The following is a 21,456-nucleotide window of genomic DNA, read 5'->3' as shown; positions in this document are numbered from 1 at the left end:
GGCACCGGGCCAAGGGTCCTGTAGCACCGTAACGAGGACCAACGGCCCCTGTAGCGCGCACGCCACCCGTCCTAGCGTGAGTCCATGAGCCAACTACCCAGCGGCGACACGATCGAGCAGGCAGTCCGGCTGGCCGGTCGCGCGCCTTCCCTGCACAACAGCCAGCCGTGGCGGTGGGTCTTCGACGGCGATGCCCTGCACCTGTTCTCGGTGCCATCACGCATGCTCCCGGCCACCGACCACTCGGGTCGGCAGATGCTGATCAGCTGTGGTCTCGCGCTGGGGCATCTGCGCGCCGCGCTGGCCGCGGCCGGGTGGCAGACGCAGGTCACGTACTTCCCCAACCCCAACCGGCACGATCAGCCGGCGACGGTGACCTTCGAGCCGTCGCGGATCGTGACCGACGCCGACCGGGATCGGGCCGCCGCCATCACGGTTCGCTACACCGACCGACTCCCCTTCTCCGCACCGGCGGACTGGAGCGAATTCGAACCGGTACTGCCGGTCATCGTCGCCCCCTCCGACGCAGTGATCACCGTGCTGCCGCCCGAGGCCCGCACCGAGCTCGCCCGCGCTTCCCGGCTGACCGCGGCGATACGTCGCTACGATTCCGGCTATCAAGCCGAATTGCAGTGGTGGACAGGGCATTCACTCCCCGCGGAGGGTATCCCGCCGACGGCCCGGGTGTCCGCCGAGGAGCGCGAGCGGGTCGATCTGAGCCGCGTACTCCCGGCCGTCGACGAGGAGCCGCGCCGGACCGAGATCGAGGACGATCGGTCCGTGGTTCTCGTCGTGTCGAGCGGCAACACCTCCGCGGACCTGCTGCGCTGCGGTGAGGCGCTGTCCACCATCCTGCTCGAGTGCACGGTCGCGGGCTATGCGACCTGCCCGATCACCCACGTCACCGAAGTGCCGCAGAGCCGAGCGGTCATCCGCGAGCTCACCGGCCGCGTGGAGCAACCCCAGGTGCTGGTGCGGGTCGGCACGGTTCCCGCCTCCGACCGGCAGCCGACCCATACCCCACGGCTGCCCCTCGAACAGATCCTGGAGGTCACCGCTCCCGCCGCCCCCGGCGGCCCGGCTCCGTCCGGCCATCCCCGATAATCCGTCCCGGAGAGCTATGTTCGACCACGACGACCTACAGATTGGGAACCGGCCATGATCAAGGTTTTTCTCGTTGACGATCACGAGATCGTTCGCCGGGGACTCGTCGACCTGCTCGACAGCGACCCGGAACTCACCGTCATCGGTGAAGCCTCCGATGTGGCCCAGGCCCTGGCCAGAATCCCGGCGCTGAAACCGGATGTCGCGGTCCTCGATGTCCGGCTGCCGGATGGGAACGGCATCGAACTCTGCCGTGATCTGCTTTCGCGCGTCGATGCGTTGCGCTGCCTCATCCTCACCTCGTTCACCGACGAGCAGGCCATGATGGACGCGATCCTCGCCGGCGCCAGCGGTTACGTGGTCAAGGACATCAAGGGCATGGAGTTGGCGAAGGCCATCAAGGAGGTCGGCGCCGGCCGCTCGCTGCTGGACAACCGCGCCGCCGCGGCGCTGATGGATCGGCTGCGCCGCAGCACCCAGTCCGACGGCCCGCTGGCCGGGCTCACCGACCAGGAGCGCAAACTTCTCGACCTGCTCGGCGACGGGCTGACCAACCGGCAGATCGCCGAACGAATGTTCCTCGCGGAGAAGACGGTCAAGAACTACGTCTCCCGGCTGCTCGCCAAGCTCGGCATGGAGCGCCGCACCCAGGCCGCGGTCTACGCGTCCAAGCTGCGTGGCGACCATCCGCGTCCGCAGTAGAGCGAACCGCGCTCCCCCGCCGCGTCTTCGGCCGAAGGCGCGGCGATCGCGCGTTCCCGCCTCCGCCCACACCGACCCGACAGGCCGACCCCCGAGGCCGGGGCCAGCCAATAGCGGCGGCAAGTCCTCGGCTACAAGGTCTTTGGTCCCCTTCCTGGATGCGAGCAGGCCCTATCGGCCCGGCGTGGACAGCGGAACCCTCGACTGTATGCACGTCCACGCGCTGTCCTCGGCCACGAATCGCACTCTGCCGCACATGGTTCGGGCCGTACCCGCCACGGACGCGGCGGCGCAGTCCGCCGACCGGATTCTGACCGTACTGGCCACCGGCGACGAAGGGCTGACCGAATCCGAATATGCCGGACGGGCACGCCTTTTCGGGCCGAACGCCATTCAGGCGCATCGCGCGCGCATCGGGCCGGTCATCGCGCGGCAATTGCGCTCGCCGCTCCTGCTGTTGCTCGCTGTGACCGCTCTGGTGTCGTTCTTCCTCGGCGAGCGCAGCGACGCGGTGGTCATCGGGGTGATCGTGGCGATGTCCGTCGGGCTGGGCACCGTCAACGAATTCCGCGCCGAGCAGGCGGCGGCCGCACTGCACGAGCGCATCCGGCATCGAGTCGTGGTGACGCGTGCCGGACAGGCACGATCGGTCGACCTCGCGGAGCTGGTACCGGGCGACATCGTCCAGCTGCGGCCGGGCGAGCTGGTGCCCGCGGATCTGCGGCTGTTGTCGGTGACCGGACTGCAGTGCGATGAATCGGTGCTGACCGGCGAGTCGGAATCGGTGATCAAATCGACCGACCCGGTAGCGGCGGGAAGCCCGGTGTCCGAGCTGGCCTGCTGCGCACTCATGGGCACGGTGGTCGCCGCCGGGACCGGCCGCGGCGTCGTGACAGCGACGGGCGGCGACACCGAATTCGGGCGTATCGCCGTCGGTTTGGCGCGCCGGGAGCCCGAGACCGAGTTCCAGGCCGGGCTGCGCCGGTTCTCGATGCTGCTGGTGCGCGTCGCCGCGGTTCTGACGATCGGCATCTTCGCGGTGAACCTGGTGCTGCACCGGCCGCTGCTGGACGCGCTGATGTTCTCGCTGGCGATCGCGGTCGGCATTTCCCCGCAACTGCTGCCGGCGGTGGTGTCGACGAGCCTGGCGGCCGGGTCACGAATCCTGGCGCAGCGCAAGGTGCTGGTGAAGCGGCTGGTCTGTATCGAGGATCTCGGCGACATCGAGGTGTTGTTCACCGACAAGACCGGCACCTTGACCGAGGGACGGATCGAATTCATGCGCGCGGTCGCCGCCGAACCGGACGCCGGCGACGATGTCATCGAGCTCGGCATGGCCTGCACCGACGGCGTGATCCAGAACGGCCGCCTCGCCGGCGGTGACGCGCTCGACACGGCACTGTGGGCCGCGCCGCTCGCACCGCGGGAGGGCGCCGAGCGGCACACCCGGCTCGCCACACTGCCTTTCGATCATCGGCGGCGCATGGTCTCGGTCCTGGTCGACGCACCGGGCACCGGAGGCACGATCATTACGAAGGGAGCGCCCGAAGCCGTCCTGGCCTGCTGCGAGAACGTGCCGGATGCGGCCACCGCGGCGCTCGGCGCCGAGTTCGCGGCCGGGCACCGCGTGGTCGCCGTCGCGACCCGTCCGGCGCCCGGGCGGACGTCGCTGGCGTCCGCCGACGAGACCGGTCTGCGGCTGGCCGGGTTCCTCGTGTTCCTCGACCCGCCGAAAGCCTCTGCGCGCGAGGCGATCAGCCGCCTGGCCACGCTCGGCGTCGCGGTCAAGGTCATCACCGGAGATCATCCGACGGTGGCCGCGCGGGTCTGCGAACAGCTGGGCCTACCGGCGGGCGACACCCTGTCGGGCGCCGACCTCGATCTGCTCACCGACGCCGAGCTCACCGGGAAGCTGGCCACCACAACCGTTTTCGCCCGTATCGATCCCGAGCAGAAGGCGCGCATCGTCCGCGCGCAACGGTCGCTCGGCGTCGATGTCGCGTTCCTCGGCGACGGCGTCAACGACGCGCTGGCCCTGCACGCCGCCGATGTCGGTATCTCCGTGGACGCCGCCACCGACGTCGCCAAGGACGCCGCCGACGTCGTGCTGCTCGAGAAGGACCTCCAGGTCCTGGCGGACGGCGTCACCCAGGGCCGGCGCGTGTTCGCCAACACCATGAAGTACGTCTTGATGGGCACATCCAGCAATTTCGGCAATATGTTCAGTGCGGCGGGCGCTTCCGCGTTCCTGCCGTTCCTGCCCATGCTGCCCTCGCAGATCCTGCTCAACAATCTGCTCTACGACTCCAGCCAGCTCGCCATCCCCACCGACACCGTCGACGAGGAGCAGCTGGCCCGGCCCGCGCGCTGGGACATCGGGCTGATCCGGCGATTCATGCTGGTGTTCGGTCCCATCAGCTCGGTGTTCGACTTCGCGACCTTCGGCATCATGCTGTGGGTCTTCCACGCGGGCGAAGCCCTCTTCCACACCGCCTGGTTCGTCGAATCGCTGGCCACCCAGACCCTGGTGCTGTTCGTGATCCGCACCCGCAGAACGCCCTTCTTCCGCAGCCACCCGAGCGTCACCCTGCTCACCGCCGCGCTGGCCGCGGTCGGAATCGGCGCACTGCTGCCGGTGACGCCGCTGGCCGCCACGCTCGGCTTCCAGCCGCTGCCCGGCGCCTTCTTCGTCGCACTGCTCGCCATGATCGTCGTTTACCTGGCGCTGGCGGAAACCGCGAAGCACTGGTTCTTCCGGGCGACCCCCGCCGTCCCGGCCGCCCGCGACCGCCGGCCCGATCATCGAATGCGCCGTCGCGCTGCGCGTTTCGCCACCGGAACGCCTCGGGCGGCGACCGTGAACTCCTAAGCCAGCAGCCGGTGCTTGATCAGTTCCATCATTTCGGTGCGGCTGCGCGGGCCGTTGTCGGCGGCCTGGAAGTGGTTGCCGATGCGCACCGAAACGGTGATCAGGCAGCGGATCTCGACCTCGTCCGCGTCGGGGCAGAACGAGGAGTACAGGGACCGCAGATAGTCCATCCGGCGGTTGTCGACGCGGCGGAGCCGTTCGGCCACGGCCACGTCGCGGCGGGCCCAATCGCGGATCGCGATATCGGCGGTGATGCCCCGCACCGGCCCGTCCGCCGTGTCGGCGACGATGGTGAAAAGCCGCTCCAGCCTGGTTCTGGCGTCCCCTCCATCGCGCTCGATCTGTTCGACCACGCCTTCGGCGACCTCGTACTCCCAGGTGTCGAGCATCTCGGTGAGCAGTGCGTCCCGGTTGCGGAAGTACCCGTAGAAGCCGCCCTTGCTGACACCGAGCGCCTGTGCCAGCGCCTCGATCCGTACCGCTTCGGGGCCGCCCGCGACGAGTGCCCGCAAGCCTTCCTCGATCCATCTGCCTCGCGGTGTGCGAGCCACGGCCATGGTGCGCCTCCTCACGTCGGCAAGGAGTATACGGGGGCGTATAGATGGGTTTATCTTCGATCTATACGCCCCCGTATAGATCGGAGCCGAGCTCGTGAGACTTCCTCCAACCGCTCACACCAACCGCCCGTGGCGGATCCACGACATCGCCGACGACTTCACCGTGGAGGACGTATGGGCGTTGCCCACGCCGGGCGGCCCCGACGACTTCCCTCGGCTGGTAGGCCAATTCGCCGAAGGAATCGGCGGTGGGGTGACCGGTGATACCGCGATCTCCCGGGCGCTGTTCACCATTCGCTGGAAGCTCGGAGCACTGCTCGGCTGGGACCGGCCCGATACCGGCACCGGCGATCGGCTGCCCTCCCTGTACGACCGCTTGCCTGCCGACCTCCGCGAGGGCTCCCGGGGCCCGGACCTCGGCACATCGCCGTTCCGGTCCGTCTACCAACTGGAGAACGAATGGGCAGCCGAAATCCGCAACACGACCGTCCACGCGGTCATGCACCTCGGCTGGGTTGCGGACGGAACCGGCGGCTACCGCGGCCAGATGGCTGTCCTGGTGAAGCCGAACGGCCTGTTGGGTGCCCTCTATATGGCCGGTATCAAGCCTTTTCGGTATCTCGGTGTGTATCCGGCGCTGATGCGCGCCATCGGCCGCGAGTGGCGAGCGAACACCGTCGCCGAGACCTCGCACGGCAAAGGTGTTGCGGTACACCCGATCTTCGAGAAGATCGCCGGATACTACGACCGGATGAACCTCGTCATGACGCTCGGCCGCCATGCGCGCTGGTGCCGTGAAGTTGCCGCCCGCGCGGCGCCGCCCGCGGGCGGACAACTGTTGGACCTGGCCACCGGGACAGGCGTGATCGCTCTGGCGGCGGCACAGATGTATCCCACTGTCGCCGTGACCGGTGCCGACTTCTCCGAGGCGATGCTGGCTCGCGCACGGATCAAATCCGGGGCCGGCGCGGTTCGATGGCAGCAGGCCGACGCGACCCGGCTGCCGTTCGACGACGAGTCCTTCGACGCGGTCACCGAAGGCTATCTGCTCCGCAACGTCGAAGACCTCCCCGGAGTGCTTCGCGAACAGCACCGCGTCCTCGTGCCCGGCGGCCGGATCGTCATCCTCGAAACCTGTCCTCCCAGCGGCCCGTTGAGGCCGATCCTCGAGTGGGGAATGAGCACGATCATTCCCCTGCTGGGGCAGACGATTGCTCGCGATCGGTCGTCGTACACCTACCTCGAATCCAGCACCCTCGCCTTCACCTCACCCCAACATGTCGCGAATGTGCTGTGCCAAATGGGCTTTCAGAACATCGGATGGAGCAAGAAGTTCCTCGGCACCAATGTCATCCTCTGGGCCGACAAGCCACGATGATCGGTGATAGAAAATGTATTCGAAGAATCGGTTCCCGATGGTCGGCAGCATGCTCACTTTCATCGGGGCCGTCCACACGGCGCTGGGCGCCATTTTGTGGGTCACCGAAGACCAGGACACCGAGTTTTCGTTCTGGTTCACCGCATTCGGCGTCGCCGGAATCGCCCTGGGTGTCACCGTCATCGAGGTGGAGCGGGCTCGTGGCTACATCACCGCGCCGATCCTCGCTGCGATCGCGGCGCTGACCGGATTCGGGCTGGCGTTCGAACCTGTGTCGGGCTTCCTCACCGTCCTCGTGCCCGTCGCCGTCGGCTACAGGGGCTGGATCAAGAGGCGAGACGCCCGGACCACTCCGGCCTGACCAGCCTTCCATGCGCCCATAACTCGTAATTCCGTGATAGGAGTCTGATCCACATGATCAAATGGTCCGGACGCATCATCGCGTTCATCGGCGCCGGGCATCTCGCCATCGGGTTATTGCTCAGCCGCGCCTCCTTCGGGGACTGGCTGTCGCTGCGGCTGTGGGGCCACTGGCAGGAGGACACCCTGTCGGCCCACGCCTTCTGGGCCAACCCGGCAGGGTTCGGCCTGCCGCTGCTGATCGTCGGCTTGCTCGTGGTGTGGATGGACCGGAACGGCATCGTCCCGCCGGTCTTCCTGGCGTGGATGGTGCTGGCCTGGGGTGGCGTGTGCGCTCTCATCGTCGAACCCACGCCAGCGCCCGTGGTGGTGGCCGCCGCAGTCCTGCTCCTGCGCGGCATTCGCGGCGCCCCCGAACACGCCGCGCCCGCACCCGCGCACAGCGAGGTGTGAGCGTCGGCGGCTGCTGGGACCTGCCATCTCGACGCCTGGCGGGGCACCTCGGCACCCTGAATCCGGCTAACCCGCCTGCTTCGCCACGAGCCGCACGCCGGTCACCAGGGTCGGCTCGATGGCGACGATGGTGTCCATCTCCCCGTCGACCCAGGGCTGCAGCAGGCGCTCGTAGCGTGCGACCCGTTCCGGATCCGTCACGGTGCGAGCGATCCCCGTCACCACCACCGACCATCCCAGCCCCGCGACGGGGTCGATGTCGTCGGCCTCGTAGGCCACCACCACATTCGAATCCGCACGCACGGTCGAGGTCAGCCGAGACGTGAGACGGGTCCGCACGACGATGATCTCGCCCTCGTCGACCAGATGGTTCACCGGCCGTACAGCGGGCAAGGCATCGCGCGTGAAGATGACCCTCCCGAAGGGAACATCGGCCAGCAGCCGCAGTGCTTCCGCGCGCCCCAGACTCACGGTGGCGCGCGGAGCGAACTGATACCCACGCATCAACTGACCCTTTCTCACCTGATCCCCTGCACGACAAACCCCTCGATCCATGTCAGCATCCGCACCAGCGCCCCTCACAGGGCCGAAGGTCCTGTCTCGGGCATCCATCGGACATGGCACAGCCCACGAACCCTGGGCGGGCCACGACCGGGACGAAGGGCAGTGGTGTTCGGGGACTGTGGCCCTGTCGCTCCTTCGGACAACTGCGATGCACTGGTCGGGAATGCACACCCGGCGAAAGGACGAGAGCCATGGTGGCCGATTCACGTTTCCAGGGTTGGATCGATCGAGCCGGCGGTGTCCTCGGAACGGTGCTGCTGGCCGGGACGATCGCACCGCTGGTCGCCGGTGGCGTCGCCTGGGCCGCCGGGGCGACAGGGGTGGCCGACTGGTGCTGGGCCGCAGGCACGGTGGTGGCCTTGGTCCCGGCAGTGTGGTGGGTTGTCGCTGCGCTGCGCCGCGGGCGCGCCGGAGTGGACCTCATCGCGGTGTTGTCGCTGGTCGGCACGCTCTGGGTGCACGAGTACCTCGCGGGCGCGCTGATCGCGGTCATGCTCAGCGGCGGGCACGCGCTCGATGCCGCCGCCGAGCGGCGCGCCGCCCGGGATCTGCGGGCCCTGCTCGAGCGGGCGCCGCGGTCGGCGCGGCGACGGCAGGGGGACGTGGTGCGGGTCGTCGATCTCGATGAGATCGTTCCGGGTGACATCCTGGTGATCGCTGCCGGCGAGGTGGTTCCCACCGACGGCAGGATCATGGATACCGTTGCGGCACTGGATGAATCGGCGCTGACCGGTGAACCGCTCCAGGTCGAGCGCGCCCCCGGGGAGCCGGTCCGCAGCGGCGTGCTCAATGCCGGCGGCGTGTTCGAGATGCGGGCGACCGCGACGGCCGACGACAGTACCTACGCGGGGATCGTGCGGCTGGCACGCGAGGCTGGAGCCGCCACCGCGCCCACGGTCCGGCTGGCGGACCGTTATGCCGTGTGGTTTCTCCCGCTGACCTTGCTCGTCGCGGGTGCCGCGTACTGGTTCAGCGGATCGCTGGTGCGTGCGGTGGCGGTGCTCGTGGTCGCGACTCCCTGCCCGTTGTTGCTGGCCGCACCCGTTGCCATCGTGTCGGGGCTCTCACGCGCGTCGCGGGTCGGCGTGGTGGTGCGCGATGGCGGGGCGTTGGAAGATCTCGGTCGCGCAACAACTCTGGTCATGGACAAGACCGGTACCGTCACGGCCGGGCGGCCCGTGGTCACGGAGGTCGCCGCCGCTCCGGGTGCGGATGAAGCGTGGCTGTTGCAGCTGGCCGCCTCGGCGGATCAGCTGTCGCCACATGTGCTGGCCGAGGCGATCGTGACCGAGGCGCTGACCCGCAAGCTCCAGCTCGCCGTTGCCACAGCGGTTTCCGAGCAGGCGGGTCGCGGCGTCACCGGCACGGTCGACGGTCATCGCGTGCAGGTGGGGAAGTTGCCGGAGTCGATGATCACCCCGGAATGGGCGCGGCCGGTGATGAATCGGGCACGGCTGGACTCCGCCGCCGTCGCCTGGATCGTCGTCGACGACGACCCGCGGGGTGTCGTGTTGCTGCGGGATCCCTTGCGGCGCCAGGCGCCCCGTACCCTGCGCCGGCTGCGGGAGGCCGGACTGAACCGCCTCGTCATGCTCACCGGTGATCGCCCCGAGCCCGCGCGCGAGGTCGCCACGGTGCTGGGCCTCGACGAGGTCTACGCGGGCCAGAGCCCGGCCGACAAGGTCGAGGCGGTGCGCCGCGAGAGCCGGCAGCAGGTGACCGTGATGGTGGGTGACGGCATCAACGACGCGCCCGCCCTCGCCGTCGCCACGGTGGGAGTGGCCATGGGAGCGCGGGGTTCGACCGCCTCGTCCGAGGCCGCCGACATCGTGCTCACCACCGATCGGCTGGACCGGCTCGCGGACGCCATGGACATCGCCCGCTGGTCGCGTCGAATCGCGGTCCAGAGCGCGACCGTCGGCATGACCCTGTCGCTGGCGGCCATGGTCGTCGCGGCCGTCGGCTGGCTGCCGCCCGCGGCGGGCGCGCTGCTTCAGGAGGCCATCGACGTCGCCGTCATCCTGAACGCGCTGCGAGCACTGCGCGGCAATCCGGCCGCCCGCCTGGACCTGCCGGCGGACACCGAAGAGCTGCTCCACCGCTTCGCCGCCGAACACGATGTCCTGCAGGACGCCCTCGCGAGGCTCCGCACGGTCGCAGACCGGGTCGCGGACCGCCCCGACGACGCTGCCCTCGCGGCACTCGACAGCGCGCACCATTTTCTGATCGAGGACCTGCTGCCCCATGAGGTGGCCGAGGAGACCCAGCTCTATCCCGCGCTCGCCGGGCCGCTCGGCGGCACCGAGGCAACCGCCACCATGAGCCGCGCGCACGCCGAAATCCAGCGGCTGGCCACCCGCATAGGCACCCACCTCGAACTGGCCCACGCGCGTGGCGGATTCGACCCGGATCAGATCGACGACCTGCTGGCCTGCCTCCACGGCCTGCACGCCGTGCTGCGCCTGCATTTCGTCCAGGAGGAGGAGAACTATTTCGCCCTCGCCGCCGACGAACGGCGGTGATCATGACCCGGCCCGCCTTCCGATCGCCCCGCACGGCCGTGCGTTTGTTTCCACATCACCGTGACCTTGTCCTCTGTGGCATCCCCGTCTGCTGATCACCGAGATCCGGATTCCGGTGGCCCCCGCCGCGGCCATCACCGTCCGCCTCGACGCGACGTTCCCCGACGCCGTGGACCGCACCCGGATCGCGTTGCGGGAGCAAGGATTCGGCGTCGTGACCGAATTACGTCCAGGCCGCACTCCGCGAGGGGACCGGTGAGCACATCGCGGAGTACCTGATCCTCGGAGCCTGCAACCCGCAGCCCGCCGGTCGTGCCCTCTCCATCGACCGGGAGGCGGGATGTCTGTTGCCCCGCATCGTCGTCGTGCGGGCCGACCGGACCGGGGTGCTCGTGGAGGCCACCGATCCCACGCTGCTCGCCGAGGTCCTGGCCAGGCCCGAACGCGCCGAACCGGCCGAAGCGGCGCGTCGATTGCTCGCCGCCGTAGTGGCGGACCTGGCCCATCCCGCCGCGGCGGCCGGCTGAGGTGGTCGAGGACCATGGTCCCGGTCACCACGGGTAGGAGGCCTCTCACCGAAATCCGGCCACGCGAGCAGGCTCGATGCATGGAAACCACCGCTCCCCGCGTCGCCGTCATCTACGCCACCGCCCAGGGATCCACCCGGGAGATCGCCGATTACATCGGCGCCTACCTCACGGCCCGCGGCGCGACCGTCGAGGTCGCCGACGTCGAACACGCTCCCGAACTCACGCTCTTCGATGCCATCGTGCTGGGCAGCGCCGTGCACGATCTGGCCCTGCTGCCGGAGATGACCGAATTCGTCCGCTCGCACCGCCACGAACTGCGGGCATACCCGGTGTGGTTGTTCAGCGTCGGGCTGGGACCGGCCCTGGTCGGCCCGACCGGACGCCGCATCGGCAGTGTCGTCCCGAGAAAGATTGCCGCCCTGCGTGATTCGATCAAACCGCGTGGTTTCCACGCGTTCGCCGGCCACTACGAGCGTGTCGGGGTCTCACTGCCCGCCCGCGCCCTGTATCGCGTGCTCGGCGGTGCCCGCTACGGGGACCTGCGCGACTGGTCCGACATCACTGTCTGGACCGACACCATTGCGCAGGCCCTGCACCTGCCGCAGGCCCAGGCCACTCCGACCCACCCCTGACCCGCGCACCCCCGGTCATCCCGTTTCCGCGAAAGGCCATGCCGATGAGCCATCACACCGATCCATTCGCCCCGGCGATCCATACCGGCCGCATCTGGCTGCGCACCGTCGCCGACCGGCTCGGCACCGACGACCGGATGGAGGCGAATCGGGCCCTGCGCGCCTGGCTGCACACCGTGCGCGACCGCCTCGATATCGGCGCGGCCGCGCACTTGAGCGCCCAGCTGCCCACGCTGCTGCGCGGTGTCTTCTACGACGGCTGGACGCCGGGACGTGTTCCGGTGCGCCATGATCCGCAGTCGTTCCTGCACCAGTTCGCCCGGACGGCGGACGTGTCGACGGAGGAGGCGAGGCGGATGTCCGCGGCGGTCACCGATGCGCTGGCCCAGCTGTTCTCCCCCGGCCAGCTCGACCACGTGCTGGCACAACTTCCCGTGCCCCTGCGGCGCGTGCTGCTCGGTACCGATTTCAGTGAGGTTCTCACCGCCGCAGGCGTTTTCGAGTCTCCGGAGGCACAGCAATGACGATCCGGCACGCCCCTCTGTTCGTCGTCGCACTTCCCTTCGTGGTCACCGGCCTCGAACTCAGCGGCGCGTCGCCGCTGGCGATGCTGTCCGCCTTGTTCATCCTCGCCGTCCCGATTCTGTTGCTGCTCATGCTGCCCGGGTCGAAAAAGAACTGGAGCCGTCATGGGTGACTATGTCGCCACCTTCGATGAATTGCGCTTGACCGATGCCGACCGCGCCGGCGGCAAAGGCGCCAATCTCGGTGAACTGGTCGCGGCGCACCTGCCCGTGCCGCCGGGGTTCGTCGTGCTCAAATCCGCCTACGAAGAGGTGATCGGCGCGGGCGCGCACGGCCCCGAACTCGACGAGCTGCACACCCGAGGGCTCGCGGCAGCACAGGGCGCGACCCGCGACGAGGCACAGCAGCTCGACGAGCTGTGCCGCCGCATGCGGGAATTCGTGCACGACACTCCGATGTCACCGGCCGTCCGCGATGCCGTGCTGTCGGCCTATCACCGGCTCGGCGACGCGGTTACCGTGGCCGTGCGGTCCTCGGCCGTCGGCGAGGACAGCGCGACCGCGTCGTTCGCGGGAATGAACGTGTCCCACACCAATATTCGCGGCGACGAAGAATTGATCACCGCGCTGACCGACTGCTGGGCATCGCTGTTCTCCTCGCGCGTGCTGACCTATCGGGCGCGGCGCGGCATGCACAATCGGCCCGAGATGGCCGTGGTGGTGCAGCGGATGGTGGCCGCCCGCACGGCCGGCGTGGCCTTCACCGCCGACCCGGCCACCGGTTCGCTCGATCGCATCGTCATCGACGCCGCGCGCGGCCAGGGCGAAGTGGTGGTCTCCGGCGCCGTCACACCCGACACCTACGTCCTCGACGCGGCCGGACCGACACTGCTCACCACCCAGGTCGGCCGCCAGAGCTTCGCCATCGTGCCCGGCGCGGACGGCGATCAGCGAATTCAGCTCTCCGAATCCGAGGCCGAGGCGCCGGCTCTCACCAACGACCAGGCCGTCGCCGTGGCCCGGCTCGCGCTCGAGGTGCAGGCGCACCACGGCCGCCCCCAGGACGTCGAATGGGTCTTCGACGACGAGCACCTCTGGCTGGTCCAGGCGCGGCCGATCACCATACTGCCCGGCGATACCGCGCCGAAACCGCCCATCGCGCACGCCGTCGAGGAGCGGGTACTGGTGCGCGGACTGGCCGCGGCACCCGGCCGTGCCACCGGGCCCGCGCGCGTGTTGCGCTCGCCCGCAGAGGGATCCGCGCTGGGCGACGGCGAGATCCTGATCGCCCCCATGACCAATCCGGACTGGCTGCCGACCCTGTCGCGGGCCGCCGCGGTGGTGACCGACAGCGGCGGCATGACCTGCCACGCGGCCATCGTGGCGCGCGAACTCGGTATCCCGTGCATCGTCGGAGCCCGCACGGCCACCGCCCAGCTGACCACCGGCCAGGAGGTCACCGTCGACGGGTCCGCCGGCCAGGTGTACGCCGGAAACCCGTTTCCGGCCACGACCACCGCGGTGCCGCGCCCGGTCCCCGAGACCACCGCACCCGAGGCCACCGCGACGCGCGTCTACGTGAATCTCGCGCTGCCCGAAGTCGCCGAACGCGCCGCCGCCGGAGACGCGGACGGGGTCGGCCTGCTGCGCGCCGAGGTCCTGCTGACCCAGGCGCTCGGTGGCCGCCATCCCCGCGACCTCATCGCCCGCGGCGAGGACGAGAAGTTCATCCAGAGCATGACGGCCTCCATCCACCGGATCAGCGCCGCCTTCGCCCCGCGCCCGGTCGTCTACCGGGCAAGTGATATGCGCAGCAACGAGTTCCGGGCACTCGAGGGCGGCGACCGCTACGAGCCCCAGGAGCACAACCCGATGATCGGGTTCCGGGGCTGCTACCGCTACGTCCGCCAGCCGGAGATGTTCCGCCTCGAACTGGCCGCGCTCGCACGCGTGCGCGAACAGACCCCGAACGTGCACCTGATGATCCCGTTCGTCCGCACCCGCTGGGAACTCGAGCAGTGCCTCGAGCTCGTCGACGAGAGCCCCCTCGGACGCCAGCGTGGCCTGCACCGCTGGGTCATGGCCGAGGTGCCATCGGTGATGTACCGGCTACCGGAGTACGTCGAACTGGGGATCGACGGAATCTCCATCGGCAGCAACGATCTGACCCAGCTCGTGCTGGGCGTGGACCGCGATTCCGAGGAGTGCGCCGACCTGTTCGACGAATCCGATGCGGCGGTGCTGAACGCCATCGAGCAGATCGTCACCACCGCCCGCCGGCTCGGCATCACCTCGTCGCTGTGTGGCCAGGCACCCTCCACCCGTCCGGAATTCGTGGAGCATCTGGTGCGCGCGGGCATCACGTCGGTGTCCGTCTCACCCGATGCGATCCAGCGCACCCGGCGCGCCGTCGCAGCCGCCGAACGGCGCGTGCTCCTGGATAGCGCGCTGGCCCAGCCGGACCGGCGGTGACGCTGCGCGTCACTCACCTGCACCATCGTCGGCGCGCGCGTGCCTAAACTGGAACAGCCGTAACAGAACCAGTTGTGCGCGCCCGACACGAGTGCAGGGAAGCCAGGAAATGACCGTTGAGCCTACCGACGGCTCCTACTCGGTACGTGACACCCTTTCCCAGCTGCGGCTGCGGGAATTGCTCACCGAGGTCAAGGACCGTGTCGAACAGATCATCGACGCTCGCGACCGCATGGACGGCCTGGTCGAGGCGATGCTCTCGGTGACCTCGGGGCTCGATCTGGACCAAACCCTGCGCACCATCGTGCACACCGCCATCAGCCTCGTCGACGCCCGCTACGGTGCGCTCGGCGTCCGCGCGGACGATCAGCTCGAACAGTTCATCTACGAGGGCATCGACGAGGAGATGCGAGCCCGGATCGGCGATCTCCCGGAGGGCCGCGGCGTGCTGGGTCTGCTGATCAGCCAGCCCAAGCCGATCCGCCTGGACAACATCGCCGATCATCCCTCGTCGGTCGGATTTCCGGACCACCATCCACCGATGCGCACCTTCCTCGGCGTACCCGTCCGGATCCGCGACGAGATCTTCGGCAACCTGTACCTCACCGAGAAGTCCGGCGGGCAACCCTTCACCGAGGACGACGAGGTCATCGTGCAGGCCCTTGCCGCGGCCGCCGGAATCGCGATCGACAACGCCCGGCTGTACCAGTCCACCCGGACCCGCCAAGCCTGGATCGAAGCCACCCGCGACATCGCCACCGAATTCCTGGCCGGAACCGATCCCGAGAAGGTGCTCGCCCACCTCGTCACGCATACGCGCACGCTCACCGAATCGGAATGGGCGTTCCTCGCGGTCGACGAGGAACCCGACGGCAACCACAGTGACGCCGAGGGGCTGCGGATCAGCAAGTGCGCCGGGCCGGACGGTCACGATCACACCGGAGTGGTCCACACCTCCGGGACGGCGATCGGACGAGCGTTCCGCCAGGGTGTGGCCCTGCGCCTCGACGACAGCGACGATCTCGGCCTCGACACCGCGCTCGACGCCGGACCCGCGCTGATCCTGCCGCTCAACGCCCAGGAGTCGACCTTCGGCGTGCTGGTCATGGTCCGCGCGGCCGGCGCTCCCCCCTTCGCGGACGAATTGCAGGAACTGGCAGGCGCTTTCACCGATCAGGCCGCGCTGGCGATCCAGCTGGCCGAGGCCCAGCAGCGCATGCGCGAACTCGACGTGCTGACCGATCGCGACCGCATCGCCCGCGACCTGCACGACCACGTCATCCAGCGGCTCTTCGCGGCCGGTCTGAGCCTGCAGGGCACCGTCGCCCGCGCCCGTTCGGCCGAAGTGCGCGAACGGATCTCGGACGTCATCAACGAATTGCAGGACGTGGTCCAGGAGATCCGCACCTCGATCTTCGACCTGCACGGCGGCGCGGCGAGCAGCACCCGGCTGCGGCAGCGGATCGAGGAGGTGATCCGCACGCACACCGCCGATACCGGCCTGCGCACGTCGTTGCGCATCACCGGGCCACTGTCGGTGGTGGCGGCCGAACTCGCCGACCATGCCGAAGCCGTGGTGCGCGAAGCGATTTCCAACGCGGTACGACACGCCGGGGCCGGGACCGTCTCGGTGACCATCGACGTCTCCGACGATCTGACCGTCCTGGTCGCCGACGACGGCTGTGGGATCCCCGAGAACATCACCCCGAGTGGACTGCACAACCTGCAGCGCCGGGCCGAGGAGATGGGCGGAACCTTCTCCTACGGCCGCAACCCCGAAGGAGCGGGGACCTTGCTGCACTGGGCGGTGCCGCTGCGGTGAACCGGCCGCCGCCGAGCGATCCGGTCACGTGCCACGCACGATGACGATCGGGCAGTCGACGCTGTGCAGCAGGGCGTTGCTGGTGGAGCCCAGGAGCATGCCGGTGAAGCCACCGCGTCCGTGGCTGCCGACTACCACCAGCTGCGAGTGTTCGGCTTCGTCCAGCAGCGAGCGAACCGGGCGGTCCTTCACCAGGATTCGCCGCACCGGAACATCGGGATACCGCTCGGCGTATCCGGCCATCTCCTCTGCGAAGGTCGCCCGCTCCTGCTCCTCGATGGTCTCCCACCCCGACATCGGCAGGTAGGGTCCGCTGACGTCGCTCCAGGCGTGCAGTGCGGTCAGGCCGGTCTTGCGCAGCGACGCCTCCTCGAACGCGAGCTCCAGCGCCGCAACGCTGCTCGGCGTGCCGTCGACACCGACCAGCACCGGCTGCCGCGCCGACACCGGGTCGGCGGCCGCGGTCGTGTGGATGACGGCGACCGGACAGTGCGCGTGGTGGGTCACCGCCGTGGCGACCGACCCCAGCAGCCCACGCCGGAGCGCACCGAGTCCGCGACTGCCGAGCACGACCATCCGGGCGTCCCGCGACAGGTCGATCAAGCGCGAGATGATCGGCTCCTCGGTGACTTCCGAGGACATCTCGACCCCCTCGCCGAGCAATGTCTCGGACGCGATGCGGGTTGCCTCACCCACGATGCGTTCGCCGTCCAGTTCGAGCGACGCGATATCGGGGGTGTCGAGCACGGCGGTCGGCGGCAGCCCGGTCGGCGCGCAGATCGATGTGACGATGTGCAAGGGGGCTCCGTGCCGCGCGGCATCCAGCGACCCCCAGGCGACCGCCTGGTAGGAGACGGCCGAGCCGTCCACGCCGACGACGATCGGTGGATTCGGATCCACCTGCGGGGCAGGGTCTTCAGTCATTTGTGCGCTCCTGACTCTCGTGTCTTCGCTATTGCTCACCCGACAGGCTCAGGGATTCGAGCGGACGAACGACGTCCTCGAGCGGGAGCCGGGGTGTGGCGGGTACCGGGGCGGCGCTGGTCACCGCCCAGCCCATCCGGATGATCAGCTGCGGATAACCGAAGTCGCCCAGCAGATCCCGGCGGATCCGAGTACGCACACCGGTGACTTCGAGGGGTTCGCTCAGCGAGCAGGTGGCCAGACCCCGCGCGGTGGCCTCGAGCAATACCGCACTCGCCACCTCGCCGGCGCGCAGCCAGCCCCGCAGATCATCCGAGGCGGTGCACACCAACAGCATTCGCGCGGCCTCCTCGGTGTCGCTCACCACCGCTTCGGGCAGGCGCGGGTCACCGAACGGCCGGACCGTCGCATCCGACGGTACCACCGCGTTGCGCGCGGGTACGCCCTGCGCGCTGTCGTGGTGACCGCTCCATTCCGCCAGCTCGGCGTTGTAGCCGGCGTCACCGCGGTGCGCGGTCGCGGCGTCGACGAAAGCGCGCAGCAGTCGCGCGTGCTCGCCGTTCGCGTCGACCTCCCGGACCTGCACTCCCGGTACATCCGCGCCCGCGGCGACGACCGCGGCTACCTGCGCGGGCGGCACCTCCCACGAGGTGAACCGGCGACGGTCGCTCCGCCGCCGGGCAATGGCGCGCGCCAGACGCGTAGCGGTCGCGTCGGGCTCGGCGTGGTGGAGTTCCAGGGCGGCGAGGTGTCTCGGCTCGGCGGGGTTCGGGAACCGGTGCACGACCGTGTCCCAGCCCACCGCGCGCAATGCCACGCGCAGATGATGCAGCGCCGCACCACAACTCACCACCAGCTCCCGGCTGTCCGGGTCGGTGTAGGGCAGCCGGCGGCTGTCGTCGGCGTAAAGGTGCACCGTGGTATCGCCGACCCGCCACCGCCACGGCTGGGTGTTGTGCACCGACGGCGCCCGCACCGCCAGCGCCACGGCGGCGCGGATGGTGTCGTGATCGGGGAGAGTCGACATCGCCTGTCCTTCCTCGGAAATCTCGTGCCCTCACTCAGCATGGCCCGTGCGACAGGCCGCCGGTGACGGCCGAAAGTCACTGTCCGGCGGGTTCTTCGGCCCGGGTTTGCGATGGCTGACGGACGACCAGGACCGGGCACTGTGCCAGATGCAGCAGCGCGGAGCTCACCGAGCCCAGCCCCATCCCGGCGAATCCGCCCCGGCCATGGCTGCCGACCACCACGAGCTGCGCGCTCTCGGCCTCCTCCAGCAGTGCGCGCACCGGGGTATCGGAGGACACGACCCGGTGCACGGTGACCTCCGGACAGCGCGCGGCGTAGCCGGCGAGGGCCGCTTCCAGCAGCACATCCTGGGTCTTGCGGATCGCGTCCCACCCCATCACGGGTAGGTCGAAGCCACCCGTATCACTCCACGCCTGCACCGCGATCAGGTCGGCCTTGCGCCGCGACGCCTCCCCGAAGGCGAGCTCGATGGCAGGCACGCTGTTCGCCGATCCGTCCACCCCGACCACCACCGGTTTCGACGCCGACGCCGGGTCCGTCTCCGAAACACCGTGCACCACAGCGACCGGACAGTGCGCCTGCCGGGCCAGCGCGGCACTCACCGACCCCAGCACCGCCCGCCCGATCGCGCCCAGCCCCCGATTGCCGACCACCAGCAGCCGCGCCCGCCGCGAGCGCTCGATCAGCGCGCCGATGATCATGTCGAAGATCAGTTCGGTCCTGATGTGCAGGCTCGCCCCCGGCACGGCGTGGGCGGCGATACGCGCGGCGTCGGCGAGCACCTGCTGTCCCCGCTGCCGCAGGTCACGCCTGTCGTGGGGGTTCTGTTCCGTCGCCCCCGCCACGATCGGGTTCGCGTACGAGGTGACGATATGCAGCGGGCAGCCCCGCATGTCGGCTTCGACGGCGGCCCACATCACCGCCTGATAGGAGATCTCGGATCCATCCGTGCCGACGACGATCCCCAGATCATCGTGATCCGAGCGCTCGAAACTCGTTGCGGGAACAGCATTCTCTTCCATGACTTCTCCTGATTCGTCGGCTGCTCGGCTCACTCCGCGGGACGGACAACCATGATCGGGCAATGGGCGTGCTGGACCAGCGTGTGCGTCGTGGAACCCAGGAGCATGCCGGTGAAGCCGCCACGGCCGCGGTTGCCGACCACGACCAGTTGCGCGTGTTTCGACCACCCTTGCAGCGTGTCGGCCGGGGCGGACACATAGACGCGGCGGGTCACCTGCACGTCCGGATATTTCTCCTGGAAGCCCGCGAGTCGTTCGGTCAGGAGGGCTTCCTCGAGCCCGTCCACCTCGACGAGGTCGGCGGGGGCTCGGTCACCGAGGTATTCGCCGAAATCCCAATCGCTCCAGACATGTACGGCGACCAGGTCGGTGTGGCGTTCGGCGGCTTCGGCGAAGGCCATGGCGATGGCGGCCTCGCTGACCGGGCTGCCGTCGACGCCGACGACGACCGGTCCGGACTCGCGGAGGGTGTCGTGCGCATCCGGATCCGGGCGCACCACGATCACGGGACTGTGCGCATGGGAGGTGACGGCGAACAGCGTGGATCCCAGATGGATGAATGTCCCGGCGTTTCCGGTCGCTCCGAGCACCACCGCGTAGGCGGCCGTGCTCAGCTCCACCAGCAGTCTGCTCGCATTGGTCACCGAAAGCCGTGTCGCGGTCCGCAATCCGGGTTCGATCCGCAACGCCATCTCCTCGGCCTCGCGAACGAGCTGCTGCCCCCGGGCCCGCGCCGCGTCGACCACGGATGGTGGCACCATCCCGGAGGGGCCTCCGGAACTGCTGACTCCGCCCAGATCGAGGGCGTGCACGATCTGGAGCTCCCGGCGGCGCTGGGCGGCATAGCTCGCGGCCCAGCGCAGGGCGAGCTCCGATCCGAGCGATCCGTCCACTCCGACCACGACACCGGCCGAGGCCCATTGGTGCGGACCGTCGAAGTCCTCGTGTGTCATCACGTCCTCCTCTGTGGAACAGGCGTTTCGGGGCTGCCCGAGCCGGCCGGTGAGAAGCAGCTCGGCCGGGTCTCGGGTTCTTGCTGGTACAACTCGGCGATGCGGGCGGGATGGCCGGGCCGGGTGCCCGGCGTGGTCAGGGCGGCGGTGGCGGCGGCGATGCCCAGCCGCACCGCGTCGTCGAGTGGGTAGCCGCGTGAGAGGCCGACCGTCATGGCGCCCACCATGGCGTCGCCGGCCCCGATACCGCTGCGGACGGTCACCTCGAGCGACGGGAACCACTCGTCGTCGTGGCGCGTCACCGCCAGCGCGCCGCTCGCCCCCAGCGACACGACCACGATCTCGCAGACTCCCGCCAGGATGAGCTCCCGCGCGGCCGCGAGTTGCGACTTGCGGTCGGGCAGCGGGTGACCGACGAGTTCGGCGAGCTCGCGCACACTCGGTTTCAGGAGGTGGACCCCACGCCGGACCGCGCGCAGCGCTGCACCCGACGTATCCAGGATCAGACGGACACCCAGGTCGTGCAGTAGGTCCGCGAGAGTCTGATAGAGGTCGTCCGGGGCGCCCGGCGGCAGACTGCCGCTCGCGACCACATAGTGGGAACCGACTGCCGCGCATTCGATTTCGCTCAGGCAGAGATGCAGTTCCGGCGCGGTCACCCGGGGTCCCGGAAACACGAATCGGAACTGGTCGCCGGTTCCGTTGTCGGTGACCGCGAGGTTCTCGCGGGTATGGCCGGCGATCGGGATCGATCGCATCGGGACTCCGGCGTCACGGACCAGGTCCTCGAGCTGCCGCCCCGACGGGCCGCCCGCCGGGAAGATCGCGGTCACCGGCTCGCCGAGAGCCGCGATGGTGCGCGCGGCGTTGATTCCGCCGCCGCCGGGATCGAATCGCGGTGGCGTGCAGCGGGTCTTGGAGGTCGGCCGGATGTGGTCCGCACCGGCGGCGATGTCGATCGCGGGATTCATGGTCAAGGTCACGATCGGCATCGGCCGCCTTCTCTCGGGTGTGGGCCCGTCCGGTTCGCGGGGCCGGG

At 69.4% G+C, this 21,456-nt stretch carries 20 protein-coding genes; 13 read left to right on the top strand and 7 right to left on the bottom strand.

Annotation, left to right across the window (positions count from 1 at the left end):
* The first annotated feature begins 84 nt into the window (after positions 1-84).
* The 3 genes from ABZV44_RS31770 (at position 85) to mgtA (ending at position 4,675) form a co-directional block, all read left to right on the top strand.
* Positions 85-1,104 carry an NAD(P)H nitroreductase gene (locus ABZV44_RS31770; RefSeq protein WP_354844330.1) on the top strand — a complete coding sequence of 340 codons (1,020 nt, stop codon included), beginning with the start codon at positions 85-87 and terminating at the stop codon, positions 1,102-1,104.
* 54 nt (positions 1,105-1,158) lie between these two features.
* Positions 1,159-1,806: a response regulator transcription factor gene (locus ABZV44_RS31765; RefSeq protein WP_354844327.1), complete on the top strand. Its 648-nt coding sequence runs from the start codon at positions 1,159-1,161 to the stop codon at positions 1,804-1,806.
* 256 nt (positions 1,807-2,062) lie between these two features.
* Positions 2,063-4,675, top strand: coding sequence for a magnesium-translocating P-type ATPase (mgtA, locus tag ABZV44_RS31760; protein WP_354844324.1), 2,613 nt, complete (start codon positions 2,063-2,065; stop codon positions 4,673-4,675).
* Here mgtA and ABZV44_RS31755 read toward each other — a convergent pair.
* The gene (locus ABZV44_RS31755; protein WP_354844321.1) at positions 4,672-5,232 is read right to left on the bottom strand and encodes a TetR/AcrR family transcriptional regulator; all 561 of its coding nucleotides are present in this window, start codon (positions 5,230-5,232) and stop codon (positions 4,672-4,674) included. The two genes, mgtA and ABZV44_RS31755, sit on opposite strands and share 4 nt — an antisense overlap.
* A 94-nt stretch (positions 5,233-5,326) precedes the next feature.
* Between ABZV44_RS31755 and ABZV44_RS31750 the strand changes: the two genes are divergently transcribed.
* The 3 genes from ABZV44_RS31750 to ABZV44_RS31740 are packed head-to-tail and all read left to right on the top strand — an operon-like array spanning position 5,327 to position 7,423.
* On the top strand, positions 5,327-6,610 hold the full coding sequence (locus tag ABZV44_RS31750) for a ubiquinone/menaquinone biosynthesis methyltransferase (protein WP_354844318.1): 1,284 nt from the start codon (positions 5,327-5,329) through the stop codon (positions 6,608-6,610).
* 13 nt (positions 6,611-6,623) lie between these two features.
* The gene (locus ABZV44_RS31745) at positions 6,624-6,971 is read left to right on the top strand and encodes a DUF6463 family protein (RefSeq protein WP_354844315.1); all 348 of its coding nucleotides are present in this window, start codon (positions 6,624-6,626) and stop codon (positions 6,969-6,971) included.
* A 53-nt stretch (positions 6,972-7,024) separates the two neighbouring features.
* Entirely contained in the window at positions 7,025-7,423 is a 399-nt protein-coding gene (locus ABZV44_RS31740; RefSeq protein WP_354844312.1) for a DUF6463 family protein, read from the top strand.
* A 66-nt stretch (positions 7,424-7,489) separates the two neighbouring features.
* On the opposite strand, the gene ABZV44_RS31735 is transcribed toward ABZV44_RS31740, so the two are convergent.
* Complete coding sequence (locus tag ABZV44_RS31735) at positions 7,490-7,927, bottom strand: pyridoxamine 5'-phosphate oxidase family protein (protein WP_354844309.1); 438 nt, start codon at positions 7,925-7,927, stop codon at positions 7,490-7,492.
* Between the two features lie 251 nt (positions 7,928-8,178).
* On the opposite strand from ABZV44_RS31735, the gene ABZV44_RS31730 reads away from it, so the two are divergent.
* The 7 genes from ABZV44_RS31730 (at position 8,179) to ABZV44_RS31700 (ending at position 16,489) form a co-directional block, all read left to right on the top strand.
* Positions 8,179-10,509, top strand: coding sequence for a heavy metal translocating P-type ATPase (locus ABZV44_RS31730; RefSeq protein ID WP_354844306.1), 2,331 nt, complete (start codon positions 8,179-8,181; stop codon positions 10,507-10,509).
* Positions 10,510-10,772: 263 nt separating this feature from the next.
* Positions 10,773-11,036, top strand: a complete 264-nt coding sequence (locus ABZV44_RS31725; protein WP_354844479.1) for a DUF302 domain-containing protein — start codon at positions 10,773-10,775, stop codon at positions 11,034-11,036.
* 80 nt (positions 11,037-11,116) lie between these two features.
* Entirely contained in the window at positions 11,117-11,671 is a 555-nt protein-coding gene (locus ABZV44_RS31720) for a flavodoxin domain-containing protein (RefSeq protein WP_354844303.1), read from the top strand.
* Positions 11,672-11,715: 44 nt separating this feature from the next.
* Positions 11,716-12,195 (top strand): DUF2267 domain-containing protein, encoded by a 480-nt coding sequence (locus ABZV44_RS31715; protein WP_354844301.1) that lies wholly within the window; start codon positions 11,716-11,718, stop codon positions 12,193-12,195.
* The gene (locus ABZV44_RS31710) at positions 12,192-12,368 is read left to right on the top strand and encodes a hypothetical protein (protein WP_354844298.1); all 177 of its coding nucleotides are present in this window, start codon (positions 12,192-12,194) and stop codon (positions 12,366-12,368) included. Before ABZV44_RS31715 ends, ABZV44_RS31710 begins: the two co-directional genes overlap by 4 nt.
* Positions 12,361-14,667, top strand: a complete 2,307-nt coding sequence (gene ppsA / locus ABZV44_RS31705; RefSeq protein ID WP_354844295.1) for a phosphoenolpyruvate synthase — start codon at positions 12,361-12,363, stop codon at positions 14,665-14,667. Before ABZV44_RS31710 ends, ppsA begins: the two co-directional genes overlap by 8 nt.
* Positions 14,668-14,776: 109 nt before the next feature.
* Positions 14,777-16,489 (top strand): GAF domain-containing sensor histidine kinase, encoded by a 1,713-nt coding sequence (locus tag ABZV44_RS31700; RefSeq protein WP_354844292.1) that lies wholly within the window; start codon positions 14,777-14,779, stop codon positions 16,487-16,489.
* Between the two features lie 24 nt (positions 16,490-16,513).
* Here the strand turns inward: ABZV44_RS31700 and ABZV44_RS31695 are convergent, their stop codons facing one another.
* From ABZV44_RS31695 to ABZV44_RS31675, 5 genes are all read right to left on the bottom strand, one after another.
* Positions 16,514-17,413, bottom strand: coding sequence for a universal stress protein (locus ABZV44_RS31695; RefSeq protein WP_354844289.1), 900 nt, complete (start codon positions 17,411-17,413; stop codon positions 16,514-16,516).
* A gap of 28 nt (positions 17,414-17,441) precedes the next feature.
* Positions 17,442-18,440 carry an NAD(P)H nitroreductase gene (locus ABZV44_RS31690; protein WP_354844286.1) on the bottom strand — a complete coding sequence of 333 codons (999 nt, stop codon included), beginning with the start codon at positions 18,438-18,440 and terminating at the stop codon, positions 17,442-17,444.
* A gap of 76 nt (positions 18,441-18,516) precedes the next feature.
* On the bottom strand, positions 18,517-19,464 hold the full coding sequence (locus ABZV44_RS31685; RefSeq protein ID WP_354844283.1) for a universal stress protein: 948 nt from the start codon (positions 19,462-19,464) through the stop codon (positions 18,517-18,519).
* Positions 19,465-19,493: 29 nt separating this feature from the next.
* Entirely contained in the window at positions 19,494-20,417 is a 924-nt protein-coding gene (locus ABZV44_RS31680; RefSeq protein ID WP_354844280.1) for a universal stress protein, read from the bottom strand.
* A complete protein-coding gene (locus ABZV44_RS31675; protein ID WP_354844278.1) occupies positions 20,417-21,409 on the bottom strand; it encodes a 1-phosphofructokinase family hexose kinase in 993 nt (330 codons plus the stop codon). The genes ABZV44_RS31680 and ABZV44_RS31675 overlap by 1 nt, the downstream gene beginning before the upstream one ends.
* Positions 21,410-21,456: the final 47 nt, after the last annotated feature.

Source organism: Nocardia sp. NPDC004860 (genome assembly GCF_040609015.1).
In the GTDB taxonomy this organism is placed as follows: Bacteria; Actinomycetota; Actinomycetes; order Mycobacteriales; family Mycobacteriaceae; genus Nocardia.
Note: the sequence above shows the minus strand (reverse complement) of the source record. Positions and strands in the feature narration are given on the sequence as shown.

Coding starts and splice junctions, on each gene's coding strand:
- ABZV44_RS31770 (WP_354844330.1), top strand. CDS start 85: ATGAGCCAACTACCCAGCGGCGACACGATCGAGCAGGCAGTCCGGCTG.
- ABZV44_RS31765 (WP_354844327.1), top strand. CDS start 1,159: ATGATCAAGGTTTTTCTCGTTGACGATCACGAGATCGTTCGCCGGGGA.
- mgtA (WP_354844324.1), top strand. CDS start 2,063: ATGGTTCGGGCCGTACCCGCCACGGACGCGGCGGCGCAGTCCGCCGAC.
- ABZV44_RS31755 (WP_354844321.1), bottom strand. CDS start 5,232: ATGGCCGTGGCTCGCACACCGCGAGGCAGATGGATCGAGGAAGGCTTG.
- ABZV44_RS31745 (WP_354844315.1), top strand. CDS start 6,624: ATGTATTCGAAGAATCGGTTCCCGATGGTCGGCAGCATGCTCACTTTC.
- ABZV44_RS31740 (WP_354844312.1), top strand. CDS start 7,025: ATGATCAAATGGTCCGGACGCATCATCGCGTTCATCGGCGCCGGGCAT.
- ABZV44_RS31735 (WP_354844309.1), bottom strand. CDS start 7,927: ATGCGTGGGTATCAGTTCGCTCCGCGCGCCACCGTGAGTCTGGGGCGC.
- ABZV44_RS31730 (WP_354844306.1), top strand. CDS start 8,179: ATGGTGGCCGATTCACGTTTCCAGGGTTGGATCGATCGAGCCGGCGGT.
- ABZV44_RS31720 (WP_354844303.1), top strand. CDS start 11,117: ATGGAAACCACCGCTCCCCGCGTCGCCGTCATCTACGCCACCGCCCAG.
- ABZV44_RS31715 (WP_354844301.1), top strand. CDS start 11,716: ATGAGCCATCACACCGATCCATTCGCCCCGGCGATCCATACCGGCCGC.
- ABZV44_RS31710 (WP_354844298.1), top strand. CDS start 12,192: ATGACGATCCGGCACGCCCCTCTGTTCGTCGTCGCACTTCCCTTCGTG.
- ppsA (WP_354844295.1), top strand. CDS start 12,361: ATGGGTGACTATGTCGCCACCTTCGATGAATTGCGCTTGACCGATGCC.
- ABZV44_RS31700 (WP_354844292.1), top strand. CDS start 14,777: ATGACCGTTGAGCCTACCGACGGCTCCTACTCGGTACGTGACACCCTT.
- ABZV44_RS31695 (WP_354844289.1), bottom strand. CDS start 17,413: ATGACTGAAGACCCTGCCCCGCAGGTGGATCCGAATCCACCGATCGTC.
- ABZV44_RS31690 (WP_354844286.1), bottom strand. CDS start 18,440: ATGTCGACTCTCCCCGATCACGACACCATCCGCGCCGCCGTGGCGCTG.
- ABZV44_RS31685 (WP_354844283.1), bottom strand. CDS start 19,464: ATGGAAGAGAATGCTGTTCCCGCAACGAGTTTCGAGCGCTCGGATCAC.
- ABZV44_RS31680 (WP_354844280.1), bottom strand. CDS start 20,417: ATGACACACGAGGACTTCGACGGTCCGCACCAATGGGCCTCGGCCGGT.
- ABZV44_RS31675 (WP_354844278.1), bottom strand. CDS start 21,409: ATGCCGATCGTGACCTTGACCATGAATCCCGCGATCGACATCGCCGCC.